Genomic DNA, 20,219 nt, shown 5'->3' on the forward strand with positions numbered 1-20,219 from the left:
CCATCAACCGCCCATTGAGCGGGTCGGCGTACCGCTTACACGGCGCTGCATCGTGTTCTGCTTCGCGACAGACTCACCAAAGCCGCCTCGGGTCACCGTGGTTGTGGTCGCCGGTTTTGGCGCCATAGCCGTTTTCGGTACGGTCATGGTGCGGCCCGGTTGCGCTGCGCCATAGCCTTTACCGGAAGCATCGGTGTACTGACCATAAGCCGGGCTTGCCGGATTACGCGAACTGAACAGCGGCTGCTGGGCAAAACCTGCGCCACCGCCCATCAGGCGGCCCATCATATAGCCCGCCATCAGCGGCATCCAGAAGCTGCCGCCGGACTGAGCCTGCGCCTGATTTTCCGGCGCCATGCCAGCCTGAACCGGCGTCTGCTGACACTGGCCTTCGCCAAATTCTGCCACGCAGTCTTCGCGCGTCGCGTATTTCGGCGCTGTACGCTCAGCTTCTTTCAGTGCGTTGTTGTAAGCGGTTTTACACTCAGCGCTTTTCCCCGGGTTTGCCGACGAACAATCGTCCGCATTCTGGTACAGGGAAACCGTTTCGTCGCTTTTTTCACAGCCCGCCAGCATGAAAACGGCAGTCACCGCCAGTGCGACAGGTGTTAAATGACGTGCGCTCCAGCTTTTGCGGAACGTCGCGTGTTGGATGTTTTTTGTCCGTTTCATTGTTATCTTCCTGGATCCCAAAGGCATACGTAAAACGCTCAGGATAGAGGATGAGTGGTTGAAGTTAAAGCGAGGAGGGGAGGCCTTTACGTTGCCTTACGTAAAAACGGGGGCTGGATTGCCCCCGTTGCGGATCGATGCTGATTAATTAACGTTTAACGCTGGTGCGTGCTGCGGCAGGCTGTACGTTGCCTCTGAAGTTATCAACGCTTGCATCCTGCTGCGGGTTCTCCGGCGCGACGCTTTCCGGCGCCGTGGAGACGTTTTTACCCAGCGAGTTGTTCAGCGCCTGCAAATCCTGCTCGTTCAACGTACCCAGCGCCGATTTAATATTCAGCTCATTGATCAGGTAGTTATAACGCGCGCTGGAGAGCTGCTGTTTGGCGTTATACAGCGTGGTGGTCGCGTCCAGCACATCAACAATAGTACGCGTACCCACGGAGTAACCCGCTTCCATCGCATCCAGGGAGCTTTGGGCAGAAACAACCGCTTGTTTATAGGCGTTGATGCTGCTGATAGACGCGTTCACGTTGTTGAAAGAGGAGCGCACGTTCTGTACGACGCTACGATGCGCGCTTTCCAGCTGTTCGCTCGCGCCAACAAAGTTGTACTGCGCCTGTTTAACCTGTGACGTTACCGAACCACCGCTATAAAGCGGCAGGCTGAAGCTCAGGCCAACAGAGTTCTGACCGATATCCCGATCCGCATAGGAAGAGGAGGCAACTGGGTTGCCACGCGTCGCAGAACCGCTGTATTTGGTATTCGAAACGCTGGTGGACGCCGTTAAGTTAAGCGTCGGCAGATGGCCGTCCTGCGCCTGGCGAATTTGCTCACGCGCCAGATCCTGGCTCAGACGCGCCTGCAGCAGCGTCAGGTTGCGGCTTTCCGCTTCCTTCAGCAGTGCGTTCACCGGCTTCGGTTTGTCGGTTTTAAAGCCATCGACATTCAGTGACGCCAGCTCCGGATAGTAGTTGCCGGTGATCTGACGCAATGATTCCAGGGCATTGTCGAGGTTGTTGCGGGCGGTCACTTCGTTCGCCAGCACGCTGTCATACTGAGAACGGGCGTTCTGTACGTCGGTAATGGCGACCAGGCCAACGTTAAAACGTTGGGTGGTTTGATCCAACTGACGGTAAATTGCCTGTTTCTGCGCTTCCGTGTAAGAGAGCGCATCAATCGCGCTCAGCACGTTAAAATAGGCAGTCGCCGTATTCAGAATCAGGGTTTGCTGATCGGTTTGCCAGGTGACATCCTGAATGCCAGCCGTTTTTTCCTGCAGCGTCAGCGCGCGCCATTTCGACATATCAAAAATAGTTTGCGTCAGTTGCAAAGAGCCGCTGGTCACATTCGAATCGACGCCATTACTATCACGAAAGCCATTGGTATACGTATAATCAGCGCCCAAACCGAGCTGTGGTAATAAAGGGCTGCGCGCTTCATTAATTTTCTCAAAGGCGGCATCGCGATCGGCGGCGGATTTACGCAGATCCGGGTTACTCAAACGAGCCTGCTGATATACCTGAAGCAGGTTTTCTGCCTGGCTCATGGTGCTGAAACCGGTGAGGCTCAGACCGATAAGGAGGGAGAGCAATTTCTTCATTTGCATTCCTTGTTGTGAAGCAGTATTAGCGCTGGTCTAAATTGGGAAAAAATAATCGCCGATTCTAGCAGAAACGGGCATCGCCTCAGCTTGGCGTTCCGTGCCATTGGCATAAATTTGCACCAATGTAACATATAGCGCTTGCAACAGTAATTAAACGGGTCTGAAATCCAGATTTTTGTCATTATTTCCGAATGAGATGTCGCCAATGAATAAGCCAATATCCCCCGAAATGACTTTCACAAAAAACGATGTAGAAATTATTGCACGAGAAACACTCTATAGCGGTTTTTTTTCGCTTGATCTTTACCGCTTTCGCCACCGTTTATTCAATGGTGAGATGAGCGGCGAAGTACGCCGTGAAATTTTTGAACGCGGTCACGCCGCAGTCTTGCTACCCTTTGACCCAGTGCGCGACGAAGTTGTGCTGATCGAACAGATCCGGATTGCGGCATTCGATACCAGCGAAAGCCCGTGGCTGCTGGAGATGGTCGCCGGTATGATTGAAGAAGGTGAAACCGAAGAAGATGTGGTGCGCCGTGAAGCTGTCGAAGAAGCAGGGTTAACCGTCGGGCGCGCAAAAAAAGTATTGAGCTATCTGGCAAGCCCTGGCGGCACCAGCGAGCGTTCTGCCGTCTTTGTCGGTGAAGTGGATGCCACTCAGGCCGAAGGTGTTCATGGTCTGGTGGATGAAAACGAAGATATTCGGGTTCATGTGGTGAGTCGGGAGCAGGCTTACCAGTGGGTAGAAGAGGGGAAAATCGATAACGCAGCATCTGTCATCGCCCTGCAATGGCTGCAACTGCATCATGAGAGCTTACGAAACGAGTGGAAAAAATGAAGCGCTATACACCTGACTTCCCTGAAATGATGCGCCTGTGCGAAACCAATTTCGCTCAATTGCGTCGTCTGTTGCCGCGTAATGATGAAGCGGGCCAAACGGTGAGCTATCAGGTGACTAACGCACAATACCGGTTAACGATTGTTGAAGCGACGCGTTATACGACGCTGGTGGAAATTGAACAGACGGTGCCTGCCGTGAGCTACTGGAGCCTGCCGTCCATGACGGTGCGCCTGTACCACGACGCGATGGTCGCTGAAGTGTGTTCAAGTCAGCAGATCTTTCGTTTCAAAGCGCGTTATGATTATCCTAATAAAAAGTTGCATCAACGCGACGAAAAGCATCAAATTAATCAGTTTCTGGCCGATTGGCTACGTTACTGTTTAGCACATGGAGCAATGGCGATTCCGGTTTGTTAGCGTCATGAAACCTAAGGACACCATTTGGAAAGCCTGTTAAACCTCTCTCTGGCCGGTGAGTCCAGAGTCAGGGTCTTACAAATTACTGATTCTCACCTGTTTGCCGAAAAGCACGAGACGCTGTTAGGGGTCAATACCTGGGAAAGTTATCAGGCGGTACTGGAGGCTATCCAGGCCCAGAAGCGCCCTTGCGATCTGATCGTCGCCACCGGCGACCTGGCACAGGATCACTCCGCTGCGGCTTATCAGCATTTTGCTGAAGGCATCGCACGATTCACTGCGCCTTGCGTCTGGTTACCGGGTAATCACGATTTCCAGCCCGCTATGTACAGCGCATTACAGGACGCGGGAATATCCCCTGCAAAACGCGTATTTATCGGCGATCATTGGCAAATCCTGCTGCTGGACAGCCAGGTATTTGGCGTCCCGCACGGCGAATTGAGCGAATTTCAGCTTGAGTGGCTGGAGAATAAACTTTCCGACAGTCCGGAGCGGCACACCTTGCTGTTGCTTCATCACCATCCGCTGCCATCCGGTTGTAGCTGGCTCGATCAGCACAGCCTGCGTAACGCGGGCGAGCTGAATAATGTGCTTCAGCGCTTCCCGAATGTGCGCCACCTGCTGTGCGGGCATATTCACCAGGAGCTGGATCTCGACTGGAATGGCCGCCGCCTGCTGGCGACGCCTTCAACCTGCGTGCAGTTCAAACCGCACTGCGCCAACTTTACGCTCGATACCATTGCACCGGGCTGGCGCTGGCTGGATCTCTACGACGACGGAACGCTGCATACCGAAGTCTGCCGGCTGGAGAGCACGCAGTTCCGCCCCGATACGGCTTCAGAAGGCTACTAATGTCCACTCTTCTCTATCTGCATGGCTTTAACAGTTCGCCGCGTTCGGCGAAGGCCACGCAGTTGACGCAATGGCTGTCGCAGCACTATCCCGACATCGACGTGCTGGTGCCGCAGTTGCCGCCTTATCCCGCCGCGGCTGCCGAATTGCTGGAGTCGCTGGTGCTTGAGCAGGGCGGGCGGCAGCTTGGCGTCGTCGGATCGTCGCTGGGCGGTTACTACGCAACCTGGCTCTCGCAATGCTTTATGCTGCCCGCGGTGGTGATCAACCCGGCGGTGCGTCCGTTTCAGTTACTGGCCGATTACCTCGGCAATAACGAGAATCCCTACACTGGGGAACAATATGTGCTAGAGTCTCGCCATATTTACGAGCTCAAAGTGATGCAAGTTGACCCGCTTGAAGCGCCGGATCTTATCTGGCTGCTGCAACAGACCGGGGACGAAGTGCTCGATTACCGCCAGGCGGTGGCCTATTACGATGCCTGTCGCCAGACTGTAGAAGAGGGCGGGAATCATGCCTTTGTGGGCTTTGAGAATCATTTCACACAGATTATCGATTTCCTTGGGCTGCATTGAGCCGACAGGGAAACGATGCGGTCACTATCTACGAACAAACCATGACGCAATCCTATAACGCTGATGCCATAGAGGTACTCACCGGGCTTGAGCCGGTTCGCCGCCGTCCGGGGATGTACACCGATACCACTCGCCCAAACCACCTCGGGCAGGAAGTCATTGATAACAGTGTCGATGAGGCGCTGGCGGGGCACGCCAAACGCGTGGAGGTGATCCTGCACGCCGACCAGTCGCTGGAAGTTATCGACGACGGGCGCGGCATGCCGGTGGACATTCACCCGGAAGAGGGCGTTCCGGCCGTTGAGCTGATCCTCTGCCGTCTGCACGCGGGCGGTAAATTCTCAAATAAAAACTATCAGTTCTCCGGTGGCTTGCACGGCGTTGGCATTTCTGTGGTGAACGCCCTGTCGCGTCGCGTGGAAGTGCAGGTTAAACGTGACGGACAGATTTACAGCATTGCGTTTGAAAATGGCGAAAAGGTCGAGGATCTGCAGGTTATCGGTACCTGCGGCAAACGCAATACCGGAACCAGCGTCCATTTCTGGCCGGATGAGTCCTTCTTTGATAGCCCGCGTTTCTCGGTTTCCCGCCTGACGCATCTGCTGAAAGCAAAAGCCGTACTCTGCCCCGGCGTGGAAATCCTCTTCAAAGATGAAGTGAACAACGCCGAGCAGCGCTGGTGTTATCAGGATGGCCTGAACGACTACCTGTGCGAAGCGGTCAACGGCCTGCCGACGCTGCCGGAAAAACCGTTTATTGGTAATTTCTCCGCTGAAACCGAAGCGGTGGACTGGGCGCTGTTGTGGCTACCGGAAGGCGGCGAGCTGCTGACAGAAAGCTACGTCAACCTGATCCCGACTATGCAGGGCGGGACGCACGTTAACGGCCTGCGCCAGGGGCTACTGGATGCCATGCGCGAGTTCTGCGAATACCGCAATATTCTGCCGCGCGGCGTGAAGCTTTCGGCGGAAGATATCTGGGAACGCTGCGCGTACGTGCTGTCGGTAAAAATGCAGGATCCGCAGTTCGCCGGGCAGACCAAAGAACGGCTCTCTTCCCGTCAGTGCGCCGCGTTTGTCTCCGGTGTGGTGAAAGATGCCTTCAGCCTGTGGCTGAACCAGAATATTCAGACCGCTGAACTGCTGGCCGAAATGGCGATTTCCAGCGCCCAGCGCCGTATGCGCGCCGCCAAAAAAGTGGTGCGTAAAAAGCTGACCAGCGGTCCGGCGCTGCCGGGTAAACTGGCGGACTGTACCGCGCAGGATCTGAACCGTACCGAGCTGTTCCTCGTGGAAGGTGACTCGGCGGGCGGCTCCGCTAAGCAGGCGCGCGATCGTGAATATCAGGCGATCATGCCGCTGAAAGGTAAGATCCTGAATACCTGGGAAGTCTCTTCGGACGAAGTGCTGGCCTCGCAGGAAGTGCATGATATTTCCGTGGCGATCGGTATCGATCCGGACAGCGACGATCTCAGCCAGCTACGCTACGGCAAGATCTGTATCCTCGCCGATGCGGATTCCGATGGTCTGCACATTGCCACACTGCTGTGCGCGCTGTTCGTGCGCCACTTCCGCGCGCTGGTGAAGCAAGGCCACGTCTACGTGGCGCTGCCGCCGTTGTACCGTATCGATCTCGGCAAAGAGGTGTATTACGCGCTGACGGAAGAAGAGAAAACCGGCGTGCTGGAACAACTGAAGCGCAAGAAAGGCAAACCGAACGTGCAGCGCTTTAAAGGGCTGGGCGAGATGAACCCAATGCAGCTTCGTGAAACCACGCTCGATCCGAACACCCGCCGTCTGGTACAGCTTGTCATCAGCGATGAAGATGAGCAGCAAACCACTGCCATGATGGATATGCTGCTGGCCAAAAAGCGTTCCGAAGATCGCCGCAACTGGCTGCAAGAAAAAGGCGATATGGCCGATATCGAAGCCTGATAAACCCCACCACGAAAAAGGGATGCTTAGCGCATCCCTTTTTATTTAGCGGCTCAGGTTCTGTTCGCCCCATGCCAGCGCCGTGTTTATCAGGGCGCTCAACAGTTCGCGAAAGCGTTCGCTCTTCTCTTCGCAGAACGCAAAGCTCGTCTCATCCATGTAGCAGCACTGCGCCACTTCCAGTTGTACCGCATGAATGTTCTGTTGCGGTGCGCCGTAATGGCGGGTGATATACCCGCCTTTAAAGCGGCCGTTGAGCACTTTGGTGTAGTGCGGAAACGCATCGCAGCAGTCCAGCAATGCGCGGCTCAGATCCGGCGCGCAGCTTGCCCCATCGGCAGTGCCAAAATTCAGATCCGGCAGTTTGCCCTCGAACAGACGAGGAACCACCGATTTGATAGAGTGCGCATCCCACAGCAACGCGTAGCCGAAGGTGTCGCGCAACCGTGCCAGTTCCTGCGCCAGCGCCTGGTGATAAGGCTGCCATATGTTGTGCAAAATGGCGGCTTTCGTGGCGTCATCCGGCGCTTTGCCCGCTTCGAACAGCGGCTCGCCGTCAAAAAAAGTCCCCGGGAACAGGCCGGTGGTCGCCGTGCTGTATAGCGGTTTGTCATCCGCCGGGCGGTTTAAATCCACGACATAGCGGGAATAATTAGCGCTTAGCACGCTGGCACCCAGCTCGCGAATCGGCTGATACAACAGCGGAATATGCCAGTCCGTATCCTCCAGGCGCTGCGCCCGCACGGTAAGGCTGCGGGCGATCTCCGGCGTCAATTGCGTGCCGGGATGGGGCATGCTGACCAGCAGCGGCAGCCGACCCTGATGTAATTCGAATCCGTTAGTCATGCCACACTTCCTCCCCCTGATAAATAACCTGTTTCGACAGCGTTCCACCCAGCCAGTAGCTGAGTTCTGCCGGATGAGCAACATCCCACGCGACAAAGCTGGCCTCTTTACCTGCCTGTAGCGTACCGCAGCGATCGCTGATACCTAACGCGCGGGCGGCATGACAGGTCACTCCCGCCAGCGCTTCTTCAGGTGTCAGACGGAACAACGTGCAGGCCATATTCATCATCAGGCGCAGAGACAACACCGGCGACGTGCCGGGGTTCAGATCGCTGGAAATGGCCATCGGCACCTGATGTTGACGCAGTAGCGCCACCGGCGGCTGCTGGCTCTCGCGTAGAAAGTAAAAGGCACCCGGCAGCAGAACGGCTGTGGTGCCATGCTCCGCCATCAGCACGATATCCTCTTCACACAAATACTCCAGATGATCGGCGGAAAGCGCGTTGTAGCGGGCGGCCAGACCAGCGCCGTGCAGCAGTGAAAGCTGTTCGGCATGCAGTTTTACCGGTAAGCCAAGCTGTTGCGCTTTATGGAAAACCCGCTCCACTTGCGACGGTGAAAAAGCCAGATGTTCACAAAAAGCATCGACCGCATCGACCAGCCCTTGTGCGTGCCAGGCGGGCAGCCAGTGCTGGCAAATCTCGTCGATATAGTCGTCGGCGCGCCCCTGATACTCGCCCGGCAATGCATGCGCTGCGAGACAGGTGCTAAAGATAGTGAGTGGCATTTCTGCGCTAAGCGCGCGGATCACTTGCAACATTTTGCCTTCATCGGCAAAGCTGAGGCCGTAGCCGGATTTGATCTCAAGCGTGGTAACGCCATCTTTGCGTAGCGCGTGAATGCGTTTGCGGGCGCTTTCCAGCAGTTGTTGCTGGCTGGCGTGACGGGTGGCATTCACGGTACTGATAATGCCGCCGCCGGCTGCGGCGATCTCCGCGTAACTTGCGCCGTTGAGACGCATCTCAAACTCCTGACTGCGATCGCCGCCAAACACGCTATGGCTATGGCAATCGATCAGTCCGGGCGTAACCAGCCGTCCGTGCAGATCCACTTCACGATCAATCGCATCGTCCGGCTGCGTTCCCTCTTCGCCCAGCCATTCAATGCGCGGGCCATCGGTGATCATCGCCGCATGGGGAATCAGGTTGTATTTGCCTGCTTCCATGGTGGCAATCTGGCAGTGACGCCATAAAATGCGCATCCGCGTTCTCCCGTCATGGTTCGGCGCGGCCATCGCCGCGCCACCGGTTTTACTTTGTAATCATCGGCAGGTTGAGGTCGTGCTCTTTGGCACAGGCAACAGCGGAATCATAGCCTGCATCGGCATGGCGCATCACGCCCGTCGCCGGATCGTTATGCAGTACGCGGGCGATACGTTCTGCCGCTTCATCCGTGCCATCGCAGACGATAACCATCCCCGAATGCTGTGAGAAGCCCATGCCGACGCCGCCGCCGTGGTGCAGGGAAACCCAGGTTGCGCCGCTGGCGGTATTGAGCAAGGCATTCAGCAGCGGCCAGTCGGAAACCGCATCGGAGCCATCTTTCATCGCTTCGGTTTCGCGGTTCGGGCTGGCAACGGAGCCGGAGTCCAGGTGATCGCGGCCAATGACAATCGGTGCCGAGACTTCGCCGCGACGCACCATTTCGTTAAACGCCAGCCCCAGACGCGCGCGCTGCCCCAGACCCACCCAGCAAATACGTGCTGGCAGGCCCTGGAAACTGATGCGCTCTTTCGCCATATCCAGCCAGCGGTGCAGATGCGCATCATCTGCGATCAGCTCTTTCACCTTTTCATCGGTGCGATAGATATCTTCCGGATCGCCGGAGAGCGCGGCCCAGCGGAACGGCCCGATACCGCGGCAGAACAACGGGCGAATATAAGCAGGCACAAAACCCGGGAAATCGAAGGCGTTGCTGACGCCCATCTCTTTCGCCATCTGGCGAATATTGTTGCCGTAATCGAAGGTTGGAATGCCCTGCTGCTGGAAGGCGAGCATCGCTTTAACGTGCTCCGCCATAGAGGCTTTCGCCGCCTGAATCACCACCGCTGGCTCCGTCTTCGCGCGTTCGCGATACTCTTCCCACTGCCAGCCAATCGGCAGATAGCCGTTCAGCGGATCGTGGGCGCTGGTTTGATCGGTCACGATATCCGGACGAACACCGCGTTTAACCAGTTCCGGTAAGACTTCCGCCGCATTGCCGTGCAGCGCAACAGAGATGGCTTTGCCTTCGCGGGTGTAGCGTTCAATACGCGCCAGCGCATCGTCCAGATCCGTTGCCTGCTCATCCACATAGCCGGTACGCAGGCGGAAATCGATGCGGGATTGCTGACACTCAATGTTCAGCGAGCAGGCGCCCGCCAGCGTGGCGGCCAGCGGCTGTGCGCCGCCCATACCGCCCAGACCGGCGGTCAGCACCCAGCGGCCAACCAGCGAACCGTTATAGTGCTGGCGACCCGCTTCGACGAAGGTTTCATATGTGCCCTGAACGATCCCCTGGCTGCCAATATAGATCCAGGAGCCTGCGGTCATCTGGCCGTACATCGCCAGCCCTTTAGCGTCCAGTTCGTTGAAGTGTTCCCAGTTAGCCCAGTGGGGAACCAGGTTGGAGTTGGCGATCAGGACGCGCGGCGCATTGCTGTGGGTTTTAAACACGCCGACCGGCTTGCCGGATTGCACCAGCAGCGTTTCGTCATCGTTAAGCTGCTTCAGCGCTTCCACCATTTTGTCAAAGCACTCCCAGTTACGCGCTGCCCGTCCAATCCCCCCGTAAACCACCAGCTCTTTCGGGTTTTCCGCGACTTCGGGATCAAGGTTGTTCATCAGCATGCGCAGCGGCGCTTCGGTCAGCCAGCTTTTCGCATTCAATGTCGTGCCGCGCGGCGCTCTGATCTCAACATCACGATAACGGGAAAATTCACTACTCATGCGGTTTACCTTCTTTGTTTGATAGCAGGATAAATGCTTACTGACGTTGTCTTGTATATACATGATAAGCACATATGGTGCCACTTTGATCGATTTATTTATTATCTATGTAAAACAGCAACTTGTAATTTACTGTTTTCCGGGAGGCGCTGAGGGAAGGGATTTTAGCGTGCTTTACTGCACTATTATTGTGCTTAACGGCAGAAAAATGATCATTTTAAGTGCATTAATGCGCTGTTTTATGGCGAGAGAACAGGGCGATAAAGCAGAGGTAATCCGCCTGGTTAGACTGATTTTATTAACGAGATATTATTATGTTATTGTTTTTAATGGTTTTTAATTTATCGATATATGTTGCGATTACGTTATGGCACATGGCTTGCAAGTTGTACATACAAGGATATACATAAAGCATTTTGCATCGCCGTCACAACGGGACGGCAAGTGATGACCATAAGGCGTAACGATGATTACTTTCAACAATGTGACCAAGCATTACGACGACGGTACCGTCGTGGTCGATGGCCTGAACTTTGTCGCGCCAGGAGGCAAAATTACCGTGCTGGTAGGGCCGTCGGGCTGCGGCAAAACCACCTCATTACGCATGATCAACCGGCTGGTCGAACCCTCTTCCGGCACGATTTTGCTCAATGGTGAATCCACCGCGCAGATGGATGTGGTGCAGTTGCGTCGGCGCATTGGTTACGTGATCCAGAATGCCGGGTTGTTCCCGCATAAAACCATCATCGACAACATCGCCACCACCGCCATCCTTAATGGCGCAGCGAAAAGCAAAGCCAGGGCCAGAGCGGCGGAATTACTGGAAGTGGTCGGTCTGGCGCCGCAATTGGCGAAACGCTATCCGTGGCAGCTCTCCGGCGGGCAACAGCAGCGCGTCGGTGTGGCGCGCGCGCTGGCCGCCGATCCGGAATTTATGCTGATGGACGAACCCTTCAGCGCAGTCGATCCTGTCGTGCGTGAACAGTTGCAGGAAGAGTTTCTGCGCATTCAGAAAGAGGTCAGCAAGACCATCATTATGGTCACCCACGATATTGATGAAGCGATGAAACTGGGTGATTGCGTTGCGGTGCTGAAGCCTGGCGGCAAGCTGGCGCAACTGGCGACGCCGGGCGAATTGCTGAATGCGCCGCAGAGCGAATTTGTTGCCGATTTCATTGGCCGCGACCGCGGTTATCGCAAACTCAGTTTCCACACCTCCGCACCACTGACGGCATTGCAGGCGGAACCGGCCATCGAAATGGGCGCAACCCTTGCGCAGGCGCGTGGTATCAGCGCGCAACGTTGGCTACTGGTGACGCAGCAGGGCAAAGCCTGCGGCTGGTTTGATACGCATCAGCAGGTAACGGTGATTGCGCCGGAAAACGTCAATCTCGGCGCGACGTTTTCTCCGCAGGGCGGCACGCTGCGCCAGTTGCTGGATTCGGCGCTCAGCTCTCCCTGCCATCGCGCCGTGGTGGTTGATGAACAGCTTGCCCCGCTGGGATCGCTGGCGCTGGAAAATGTGCTGGATGCCTGCAAATCGCTGACCCAGGAGGCGCTATGAGATTTGACTGGCTGTGGGGGCAAAGCGACAGGATCCTCAACCTGCTGCTCTGGCACTGCTATTTGTCGATTACGCCAATCCTGATCGGCCTGCTGCTGGCGATCCCGGTGGGCTGGGCGGTGAACAACCTGCCGAAAGTGAAAGGGATCGTGCTGAACCTGTTCGGCCTGTTGTACACCATTCCTTCGCTGGCGCTGTTCGTGCTGCTGCCGCCGCTGCTGAATACGCAGATTCTCGACCCGATCAACGTGGTCGTTGCGTTGACCATTTACAGCTTCGCGCTGCTGGTTAGAACCGTGTGCGACGGGCTGGATTCCGTTGCCGAAGATACCCGCCAGTCCGCTTTCGCGCTGGGGTACAAGCCGCTACAGCAATTTTTGCAGATCGACCTGCCGCTTGCCGTGCCGGTGATCGGCTCCGGGCTGCGCGTGGCGGTGGTTTCTAACGTCAGCATTGTGTCGGTGGCCGCGCTGATTGGCGCGCCGCAGTTAGGTTCGCTGTTTACCCAGGGTTTTCAGCTTCAGTTCCTCACCCCGATTATCGCCGGGATTGTGCTGTGCATCGCGCTGGCTTTCATTCTGGATTGCCTGGTGGTGGCGATAACCCGTTCGTTAAGCCGCTGGCAACCGCAAAGGGGATAACTGATGAGTGAATGGTTTCTCGATCTCAGCCACTGGTACGGCGACGACGGCATTGTGCCGCTGCTGTTGCAGCATATCGGTTACAGCGCGGCGGCGCTGGCGATTGCCGTTGCCATTGCTTTTCCGGTCGGCTGCTATACCGGCCATACCGGTAAAGGGGAGGCGCTGCTGATTGGCACCACCAACGCCCTGCGTTCGTTGCCCTCTTTTGGCCTGATTATTTTGCTGGTGATCCTGCTGGCAGGCTATTTCGAATCGGATATGGCCTTTGTTTTGCCCTGCATCATCGTGCTGGTGGTGCTGGCACTGCCGCCAGTGGCGCTGGGCGTACATGCGGGTATCCGTTCTGTCGATCCCAGCGTGCATGACGCGGCAAAAGGGATTGGCCTGACGCCGCTTCAGGTGCTGTTGCAGGTCGAGTTGCCCTGCGCAATGCCGCTGATCCTCTCCGGGATCCGCAGCGCCGCACTGCAAATTGTCTCCACCGCGACCATTGCGGCATACGTTTCACTCGGCGGCCTGGGGCGATTGATTATCGACGGGCGTGCCGCCAACGACTTTGCGCAGATGACCGCCGGGGCCATCCTCGTCGCGCTACTGGCATTGATCATTGATCTCTTTTTTTCGCTTTCAGGGAAAGTCGTGGTTTCACCGGGCATCACCCGGAAAACCAAAAACCAGTGATGTTGGGTCCTTTAATTACAGAAGGTTAATAAGATGATTAAGAAACGCTATTTAACGTTGTTCAGTGCCGCGCTGCTGTCTGTCGCTTCTTCTGTCTGGGCTGCTGATGCCGGCCAGAAAGTGATTATTGGTTCGGCGGATTTTCCGGAAAACCAGCTGCTGGCGACCATCTACGCCGGGGCGCTGGAAGCGCAAAACATTCCCGTCGAGAAAAAACTCAATATCGGTAGCCGTGAAGTCTATATTCCGGCGCTGCTGGACGGTTCCATCACCGTGATCCCGGAGTACAGCGGCGCGCTGCTGAGCTATCTGGATGCGAAAAATGAAGCGCACAGCTCGGAAGATGTGGCGAAAGCGCTGGCCGCTAAGCTGCCGGAAAAAGTGAAAATGCTCAACACTTCCACGGCGCAGAACAGCGATGTACTGGCGGTCACGAAGAAAACGGCCGACAAATACAAACTGAAAACCATCGACGATCTGAAACCTATCGCCGGGCAGTTAGTGCTTGGCGGCCCGGCGGAGTGGAAAACCCGTCATGAAGGCGTTCCCGGCCTGCGTGACGTTTACGGCCTGAATTTCAAAACCTTCAAAGTGCTGGATGTCGCTGGCCCGCTGACGCTGACGGCGCTGAAAAACAACCAGATTCAGGTCGCTGACCTGACTTCCACAACGCCGGAGATCAAAAAAGATCACCTGGTCGCGCTGGAAGATCCGAAGCATCTGTTTGCCGCGCAGAACATCGTGCCGATTGTCGCCAGCAGCACGCTGAACCCGACCATTGAAAGCACGCTGAACAAAATCTCCGCGCAGCTCACCACCGAAGATCTGATTTCCATGAATGAACAGCTTGCTGAGTTCGCCAGCATTGATGATGTGGCGCACCAGTGGCTGGTTAAACACCAACTGAGCAAGTAAGGAACGGCTGCGAGATGACAACAACAACCCGTTCTTCCACGCCGCAGGCGGATGCGGTCACCTTAGGCACTGCTGCCACTACCATTGATGAACTGGTACGCATTGCCGATGGCGCGCCGGTTGTTCTGGCTGATGATGCGCTGGCGCAAATGGATAAGGTCAGCGGCTACATTCACAACGCGATTGCTGAAGGGAAGGTGATTTATGGTCTGACGACCGGCGTGGGAGACCTGGTAACTGAGCGTCTCTCTGCGGATCAAATTGCCAGTGTGCAGCTCAATATGCTGCGCAGCCACGCCTGCGGGATGGGGCCGGATCTGTCGGTGCGGGAAGTGCGGGCGATGATGGCGGTGATGCTGAAATCGCTGCTGCAGGGCTACAGCGGCGTCAGCGCTGAACTGGCACAGCGGATGTGTCTGATGCTGAACCGGCAGGTGACGCCGTGGTCGCCTGCCAGCGGTTCCGTGGGGTATCTGATTGCTACCGCACATATCGGCTTATCGCTGTTTGGCGAAGGGCAGTGTTGGTATCAGGGCGAGTTGTTGCCCTCCGCCGAAGCGCTGGCGAAAGCGGGCATTGCGCCGCGCATTCCCGGCCCGCGCGAAGGGCACGCGCTGATCAGCGGTACCTACGAAATTACCGCACTGGCCTGTCTGGCGGTGCGGGATTTCGAACAGTTGCTGCCAATCGCGGATATGGCTGGCGGCATGTGTCTCGAAGCGTTGAAAGGCAACACCCGCGGCTATGACGCGCGTCTGCACGCTCTGCGTCCTCATGACGGGCAACAAGAAACGGCGCAGATTTTGCGCCGCTTACTGCACGGCAGCGAGATCCTTCAGCGTTACCGCGACCACCGGGTACAAGATGCGCTCAGCTTGCGCTGCATCCCGCAAATCCATGGCGCAGTGCGCGATCAACTGGCGCATTGCCGTCATATCGTCACCACTGAACTCAATTCGGTAACCGACAACCCGGTATTTTTAATTGAAGACGACGCGCTGGTGATTTTGCCAGGCGGCAACGGTCACGGTGCGCCGCTGGCGCTGGCGCTCGATGCGCTGGCGGTGGCTATCGCGCAACTGAGTACCGCGTCGCAAGCGCGTTCTGACCGTATCACTAACGTGCATCTCAGCGGTTTACCGGCTTTTCTGGTCGGCAAAAGCGGCGCCAATTCCGGGATGATGATCCCGCCGTATGTCGCCGCCGCACTCGCCGGGGATAACCGCAGCCTGGCGGCGCCCGCCAGCGTACATACGGTTTCCACCTGTGCCGGGCAGGAAGACCATATCAGCATGGGCGTTTCCTCGGCGCGAAAAGCGATGCAGGCGGTGGCAAACGCAGTAGATATCGTGGCTATTGAACTGCTGTGCGCCTGTCAGGCGATTGAATTCCACCGCCCGCTACGCGCCTCGGTGGGTACAGAACTGACGCTGGCGAAGGTGCGCCAGCAAGTCGCGTTTCGGGAAACCGACACGCCGCTGTACACGGATATGCATGCCGTCCGGGATCTGATTGCGGATGGCGAACTGAGCCGCCAGCTTACTTTACTGATTGAGGAGGGGGCTGATGAGTGAAGCTATTAAGCCGCTCAGTGGCGTACGGGTACTCGATCTGTCGCGCGTGTTGGCGGGTCCGTGGTGTGCCTCGCTGCTTAACGATCTTGGCGCTGAAGTTATCAAGATCGAGATGCCAGGCAGCGGCGACGATTCCCGCGCTTTTACGCCGCATATCAACGGCGAGAGCAGCTACTTTATGCAGCTCAACCACGGCAAAAAAAGCGTCACGCTGGATCTGAAAAGCCCGCAGGGCTTAGCGATCCTCAAAGATCTGGTCGCCTGTTCGGACGTGCTGGTGGAGAACTTTCGCCCCGGCGTAACCCAGCGGCTGGGGATTGATTATGCGACGCTACAGGCCATCAATCCGCGGCTGGTTTACGTCAGCATCTCCGGCTTTGGTCAGCAAGGCTCGCTGGCGCATAAAGCGGCTTACGACCATATCATCCAGGCGATTGGCGGCATTATGCAGGTCACCGGCTGGGCGAATGGCGAACCCACGCGCGTTGGCGATGCGATTGGTGATGTGGTCGCCGGGCTGTATGGCAGTTGGGCGGTACTGGCGGCGCTGCTTCAGCGTGGCATTACCGACAAGGGCCAGCATCTGGATGTCTCGATGCTCGATACCATGGTGACGCTGCAAATGGTGTCGTTAACCCAGTGGATCGGCGGCCAGCCCAGCGCCGGAAGGCTTGGTAATGCGCACCCGATCAGCGCGCCGATGGACAGCTACCGGGCGCAGGATGGACATATCGTTATTGCTGTCGCCAACGACAAACTCTTCCGCCAGCTTGCCGGTGCAATGGGAAATCCCGCGCTGGTGGACGATCCTCGCTTTGCCAGCGATCCGCAGCGGCTGGCGCATCAACAGCCCTTGCGCGAAGAGATTGAACGCTGGCTCGCAGATAAAAGCGTCAGCGACGCGCAGGCACTGCTGGATAGCGCTGGCGTTCCGGCCTCGCCGGTACTGCGCCTCGATCAGATCCTCGGCAGCGATTACGCCCACCAACGCGAGCTGGTGAAACAGATCCAGCACCCGCGTGCAGGCGCGATCTCTATTGTGCCGCAGCCGGTGAAAATGAGCGGTGCGCCGGGCGAACCGGCGCTGATCCCGCCGGTGCTGGGGGAACATACGCTCATGGTATTGCGTGAAGTGCTGGGTATGGATGAGGCAACGCTCGTGCAGCTGCAAACGCAGGGCGTGATTTAGGGGAGAAAAACATGTCGCGAATTAATAAAGTGGCGGTGATTGGTGCCGGAACCATGGGCGCACGTATTGCTGTCGTCATGGCCCGCGCGGGTTATCGCGTCAGTCTCTATTCCCGCTCGCAGGAAACGCTGGATAAAGCTCAGGCGATCGTTGAATCGCGGGTCGCTCAGGCCGATGTGCAGTACAGCACGTCGCTGGAAAGCTGCCTGGCAGGCGCGGATATGGTGTCGGAAAACGTGGCGGAAGAGGTGGCGCTCAAACAACATCTGTTCAGCCTTATTGAGCCACAGGTTTCTGCAGACTGCTTGCTGACGACCAATACTTCCAGTGTCTCCATCACGCAACTGGCATCGGTGCTCAGTAACCCGCAGCGGCTGATTGGTATGCACTGGTTTAACCCGGCGGATACCATGCCGATGATTGAAATTGTGCGCGGCGAGAAAACCGCCGACGACGTTTGCCAGCGCGTTCGCGATTTGTGTGCACAGCTTGATAAAGAGACCATCACCGTGAATCAGGACATTCCGGGCTTTATTATCAACCGCCTGCAATACGCCATGCTGCGCGAGGCGCTCTATCTGGTGAGCGCCGGGATTGGCTCGATTGAGGATGTTGACCGTGCAGTGCAGCGTACGCTGGCACCGCGCTGGGCGGCGATGGGGCCAATGAAACTGATGGATTTCGCCGGGCTGGATACGGTCGAGAAAGTCGCCGGGATATTGCTGCCCGCGCTGGATAACAGCACGACGCTGCCATCCTGGCTGCTGGAGAAAGTCGCGACGAAACAACTGGGGGTGAAAAGCGGGGAAGGCTTTTATTGCTGGGATGGGCAAAGCGCGGCGGCGGCAATGCGTCACCGTGAAGCGATCGTCACCAGCCTGACGGCGAGGAGCGCGGACGATGAGTGATATTTTATGTAGCCATGAAGATGCCGTTGCCGTTGTTACGCTGAACCGCCCGCAGAAATATAACGCTCTGACCGCAGAGATGCTGGATGCGCTGGTCACTACGCTGCTGCAGCTTGAGCAGGATCCGCAGGTACGTGCCATTGTGCTGTTGGGCGGCCCGAAAGCCTTCTCCGCCGGGGCAGATACCGGCACGCTGGCGTCGGCTTCCGCCATCACTTTATGGCGCAGCGGTTTTAGCGAGAAATGGGATCGCATTGCCGCCATTGAAAAACCAGTGATTGCTGCTGTTTCAGGTTATGCGCTCGGCGGTGGGCTGGAGCTGGCGCTGCTGTGCGACATCATTATTGCCGACACCACGGCGCAGTTTGGGTTACCGGAAAGCCATATCGGCATTATTCCGGGCGCCGGAGGAACGCAGCGGCTGGTGCGTGCGGTAGGGAAATCACTGGCGATGGAGATGCTGCTTGGCGCCAGACGCATCACCGGCGAAGAGGCGCGTCAGGCGGGGCTGATTAGCCAGTTGGTTCAGCCTGATGAACTGGCAACGCAGGCGCTAAACATTGCGCGCCAAATCGCCAAAGCCGCGCCGCTGGCGGCCGCGATGATCAAAAAAGCGGTGCTGGCCAGCTACGAAATGCCATTAAGTGCGGGAGTGGCTTATGAGCGAGCGCTCTCGGCGCTGATTGCCGATAGTGAAGATCGCGCCGCCGGGCTGGCGGCGTTTCAGAACAGGCAGACGCCGCAGTTTAGCGGGCGTTAACGGGATGTCAGCGTCACGCAGGCAAAAAGCGTGTCGCTGCCTGCGTGGACGGCAACCGTTGCCGGGTTATCGATTAGCAGGCTGTCGTAATGTTGCAGGGTATGGCGTTCACCCGCAACGGTGACATCAAGCAACTTTCCGGCATTGAACAGCAGCATCGTTCCCTGTTGATGTTGCCATGCGCCATCGCGCAGCCAGCGCACCGTTGCATGAGTGGTTTCACGGCGATAAATCACGTTGAAATCGAGTAACGGCCCGCCGACAACCTCGCAAAACACTTCGCTGTCGCCGTTAAAATCCGTCGCCTGAAACGGTGGAATTAACGCGCTGCGCTGCTCATCAACCGTCAGAAACATACCGTCACCTTCCAGCACGCTGATATTTCGCAGGTAACCGGAGAAACGTGAGAATGCGCCATCTTCGCGGATCGTCGCGACCGATATGCGCCAGGCATACTGTTCGCTGGCGGGAAAACGGCACACTTCGCGGGTGACGCCCTGGCCATTTTTCCAGCGCATCTCAGCGTAGCCGCTATAAGGCAGCAGTCTCATTTACGCATGCTTCCTTCCAGGCGGTAGCGTGAACCTGGATAGACCAGGCGCACGCTGGTGACGATTTTTTTGTCCTGACGACCGGTCCAGGTGCGGCGGTTCACTTGCAGGCAGGGGGTGTGCTCATCGATTTCCAGATAAACGCACTCGCTGCGGGGCACGTTCACGGCTTCGATAATATGCTCGCCCTCGACAATCGGCGCGATGGAAGAGAGATAGGCATTCGGGGTGATACGGGTGAAATCCTGTTGCAGATAGTCCGGCACAATCAGTGCATTCACCAGCCTGTCTTCCAGCATCACCGGAACGCCGTTTTCATAATGACAAATTAGCGAATGGAACAGGCGGCTGCCTTTCGGCAGATTAAAAGCCAGCGCTTGCTGGGCATCTGCATGCAGTTGGGTCAGCTCCAGCACTCTGGCATGATGGCGATGACCGCGGCTGGCAATCTCATCGGCAATGTTGTTGATTTCCAGCAGCGCCGACTGCCCGCGCACTTCGGCGACAAAGGTGCCAACGCCCTGCATGCGCACCAGCAGCCCTTCGGCGGTCAGTTCACGCAGCGCGCGGTTAATGGTCATTCGGCTGTAGCCAAACTGACTGACCAGCTCGCTTTCAGACGGCACGCGGTAGTTCACCGGCCAGGCGCCGCTGTGGATATTGGTTTTGATCATGCTCTTCACCCTTTCATAGAAAGGGGCGGGCTGATCGAGATGCGTCTCGCCTGCGGCTGCTTTAAAAATTTCGCTTTGCTCCATTAACCCTTT

Annotated in this window: 21 protein-coding genes; 14 read left to right on the forward strand and 7 right to left on the reverse strand. The window is 57.0% G+C overall.

Annotated elements, in window-relative coordinates:
- Positions 1 to 3: 3 nt before the first annotated feature.
- Together AWR26_RS03280 and tolC are read right to left on the reverse strand one after the other, a co-directional pair.
- The gene (locus AWR26_RS03280) at positions 4 to 672 is read right to left on the reverse strand and encodes a DUF1190 family protein (protein WP_035887827.1); all 669 of its coding nucleotides are present in this window, start codon (positions 670 to 672) and stop codon (positions 4 to 6) included.
- A 148-nt stretch (positions 673 to 820) separates the two neighbouring features.
- Positions 821 to 2,272 (reverse strand): outer membrane channel protein TolC, encoded by a 1,452-nt coding sequence (gene tolC, locus AWR26_RS03285; RefSeq protein WP_064563544.1) that lies wholly within the window; start codon positions 2,270 to 2,272, stop codon positions 821 to 823.
- A gap of 208 nt (positions 2,273 to 2,480) precedes the next feature.
- On the opposite strand from tolC, the gene nudF reads away from it, so the two are divergent.
- The 5 genes from nudF to parE are packed head-to-tail and all read left to right on the forward strand — an operon-like array spanning position 2,481 to position 6,893.
- Positions 2,481 to 3,113, forward strand: coding sequence for an ADP-ribose diphosphatase (gene nudF / locus AWR26_RS03290; RefSeq protein ID WP_064563546.1), 633 nt, complete (start codon positions 2,481 to 2,483; stop codon positions 3,111 to 3,113).
- Positions 3,110 to 3,532 (forward strand): DUF1249 family protein, encoded by a 423-nt coding sequence (locus tag AWR26_RS03295; protein ID WP_007370088.1) that lies wholly within the window; start codon positions 3,110 to 3,112, stop codon positions 3,530 to 3,532. The genes nudF and AWR26_RS03295 overlap by 4 nt, the downstream gene beginning before the upstream one ends.
- 24 nt (positions 3,533 to 3,556) lie before the next feature.
- The gene (gene cpdA / locus AWR26_RS03300; RefSeq protein WP_064563548.1) at positions 3,557 to 4,384 is read left to right on the forward strand and encodes a 3',5'-cyclic-AMP phosphodiesterase; all 828 of its coding nucleotides are present in this window, start codon (positions 3,557 to 3,559) and stop codon (positions 4,382 to 4,384) included.
- On the forward strand, positions 4,384 to 4,959 hold the full coding sequence (yqiA, locus tag AWR26_RS03305) for an esterase YqiA (RefSeq protein ID WP_064563549.1): 576 nt from the start codon (positions 4,384 to 4,386) through the stop codon (positions 4,957 to 4,959). Before cpdA ends, yqiA begins: the two co-directional genes overlap by 1 nt.
- A gap of 41 nt (positions 4,960 to 5,000) precedes the next feature.
- Positions 5,001 to 6,893 carry a DNA topoisomerase IV subunit B gene (gene parE, locus AWR26_RS03310; protein WP_064563551.1) on the forward strand — a complete coding sequence of 631 codons (1,893 nt, stop codon included), beginning with the start codon at positions 5,001 to 5,003 and terminating at the stop codon, positions 6,891 to 6,893.
- A gap of 45 nt (positions 6,894 to 6,938) precedes the next feature.
- Here parE and hutG read toward each other — a convergent pair whose 3' ends face one another.
- Genes hutG through hutU form a run of 3 tightly spaced genes read right to left on the reverse strand, consistent with a single transcriptional unit; the run spans position 6,939 to position 10,666 of the window.
- Positions 6,939 to 7,739, reverse strand: coding sequence for an N-formylglutamate deformylase (gene hutG / locus AWR26_RS03315; protein WP_064563553.1), 801 nt, complete (start codon positions 7,737 to 7,739; stop codon positions 6,939 to 6,941).
- Positions 7,732 to 8,940, reverse strand: a complete 1,209-nt coding sequence (gene hutI, locus AWR26_RS03320) for an imidazolonepropionase (RefSeq protein WP_064563555.1) — start codon at positions 8,938 to 8,940, stop codon at positions 7,732 to 7,734. The genes hutG and hutI overlap by 8 nt, the downstream gene beginning before the upstream one ends.
- A gap of 49 nt (positions 8,941 to 8,989) precedes the next feature.
- Positions 8,990 to 10,666: a urocanate hydratase gene (gene hutU / locus AWR26_RS03325; protein ID WP_064563557.1), complete on the reverse strand. Its 1,677-nt coding sequence runs from the start codon at positions 10,664 to 10,666 to the stop codon at positions 8,990 to 8,992.
- A gap of 85 nt (positions 10,667 to 10,751) precedes the next feature.
- On the opposite strand from hutU, the gene AWR26_RS03330 reads away from it, so the two are divergent.
- The 9 genes from AWR26_RS03330 (at position 10,752) to AWR26_RS03370 (ending at position 18,901) form a co-directional block, all read left to right on the forward strand.
- Positions 10,752 to 11,006: a hypothetical protein gene (locus AWR26_RS03330; RefSeq protein ID WP_139227932.1), complete on the forward strand. Its 255-nt coding sequence runs from the start codon at positions 10,752 to 10,754 to the stop codon at positions 11,004 to 11,006.
- Positions 11,007 to 11,132: 126 nt separating this feature from the next.
- Complete coding sequence (locus AWR26_RS03335; protein ID WP_043956500.1) at positions 11,133 to 12,230, forward strand: ABC transporter ATP-binding protein; 1,098 nt, start codon at positions 11,133 to 11,135, stop codon at positions 12,228 to 12,230.
- Positions 12,227 to 12,871, forward strand: coding sequence for an ABC transporter permease (locus AWR26_RS03340; protein WP_007370097.1), 645 nt, complete (start codon positions 12,227 to 12,229; stop codon positions 12,869 to 12,871). Before AWR26_RS03335 ends, AWR26_RS03340 begins: the two co-directional genes overlap by 4 nt.
- Positions 12,872 to 12,874: 3 nt before the next feature.
- Positions 12,875 to 13,555 (forward strand): ABC transporter permease, encoded by a 681-nt coding sequence (locus tag AWR26_RS03345; RefSeq protein WP_007370098.1) that lies wholly within the window; start codon positions 12,875 to 12,877, stop codon positions 13,553 to 13,555.
- Between the two features lie 33 nt (positions 13,556 to 13,588).
- Positions 13,589 to 14,470 carry an ABC transporter substrate-binding protein gene (locus AWR26_RS03350; RefSeq protein ID WP_064563561.1) on the forward strand — a complete coding sequence of 294 codons (882 nt, stop codon included), beginning with the start codon at positions 13,589 to 13,591 and terminating at the stop codon, positions 14,468 to 14,470.
- Positions 14,471 to 14,484: 14 nt separating this feature from the next.
- Complete coding sequence (locus tag AWR26_RS03355) at positions 14,485 to 16,044, forward strand: HAL/PAL/TAL family ammonia-lyase (protein WP_064563563.1); 1,560 nt, start codon at positions 14,485 to 14,487, stop codon at positions 16,042 to 16,044.
- Positions 16,037 to 17,233, forward strand: a complete 1,197-nt coding sequence (locus tag AWR26_RS03360; protein ID WP_064563565.1) for a CaiB/BaiF CoA transferase family protein — start codon at positions 16,037 to 16,039, stop codon at positions 17,231 to 17,233. The genes AWR26_RS03355 and AWR26_RS03360 overlap by 8 nt, the downstream gene beginning before the upstream one ends.
- Positions 17,234 to 17,244: 11 nt before the next feature.
- Positions 17,245 to 18,141, forward strand: coding sequence for a 3-hydroxyacyl-CoA dehydrogenase family protein (locus tag AWR26_RS03365; protein WP_064563567.1), 897 nt, complete (start codon positions 17,245 to 17,247; stop codon positions 18,139 to 18,141).
- Positions 18,134 to 18,901 (forward strand): enoyl-CoA hydratase-related protein, encoded by a 768-nt coding sequence (locus tag AWR26_RS03370; protein ID WP_064563569.1) that lies wholly within the window; start codon positions 18,134 to 18,136, stop codon positions 18,899 to 18,901. The genes AWR26_RS03365 and AWR26_RS03370 overlap by 8 nt, the downstream gene beginning before the upstream one ends.
- Here the strand turns inward: AWR26_RS03370 and AWR26_RS03375 are convergent.
- Entirely contained in the window at positions 18,898 to 19,452 is a 555-nt protein-coding gene (locus tag AWR26_RS03375) for a HutD/Ves family protein (RefSeq protein WP_064563571.1), read from the reverse strand. The genes AWR26_RS03370 and AWR26_RS03375 overlap by 4 nt on opposite strands.
- Positions 19,449 to 20,210: a histidine utilization repressor gene (gene hutC, locus AWR26_RS03380; protein ID WP_064563573.1), complete on the reverse strand. Its 762-nt coding sequence runs from the start codon at positions 20,208 to 20,210 to the stop codon at positions 19,449 to 19,451. The genes AWR26_RS03375 and hutC overlap by 4 nt, the downstream gene beginning before the upstream one ends.
- Between the last annotated feature and the right edge of the window lie 9 nt (positions 20,211 to 20,219).

Origin of the sequence: Kosakonia oryzae, assembly GCF_001658025.2 — a bacterium.
Classification (GTDB): Bacteria; Pseudomonadota; Gammaproteobacteria; order Enterobacterales; family Enterobacteriaceae; genus Kosakonia; species Kosakonia oryzae.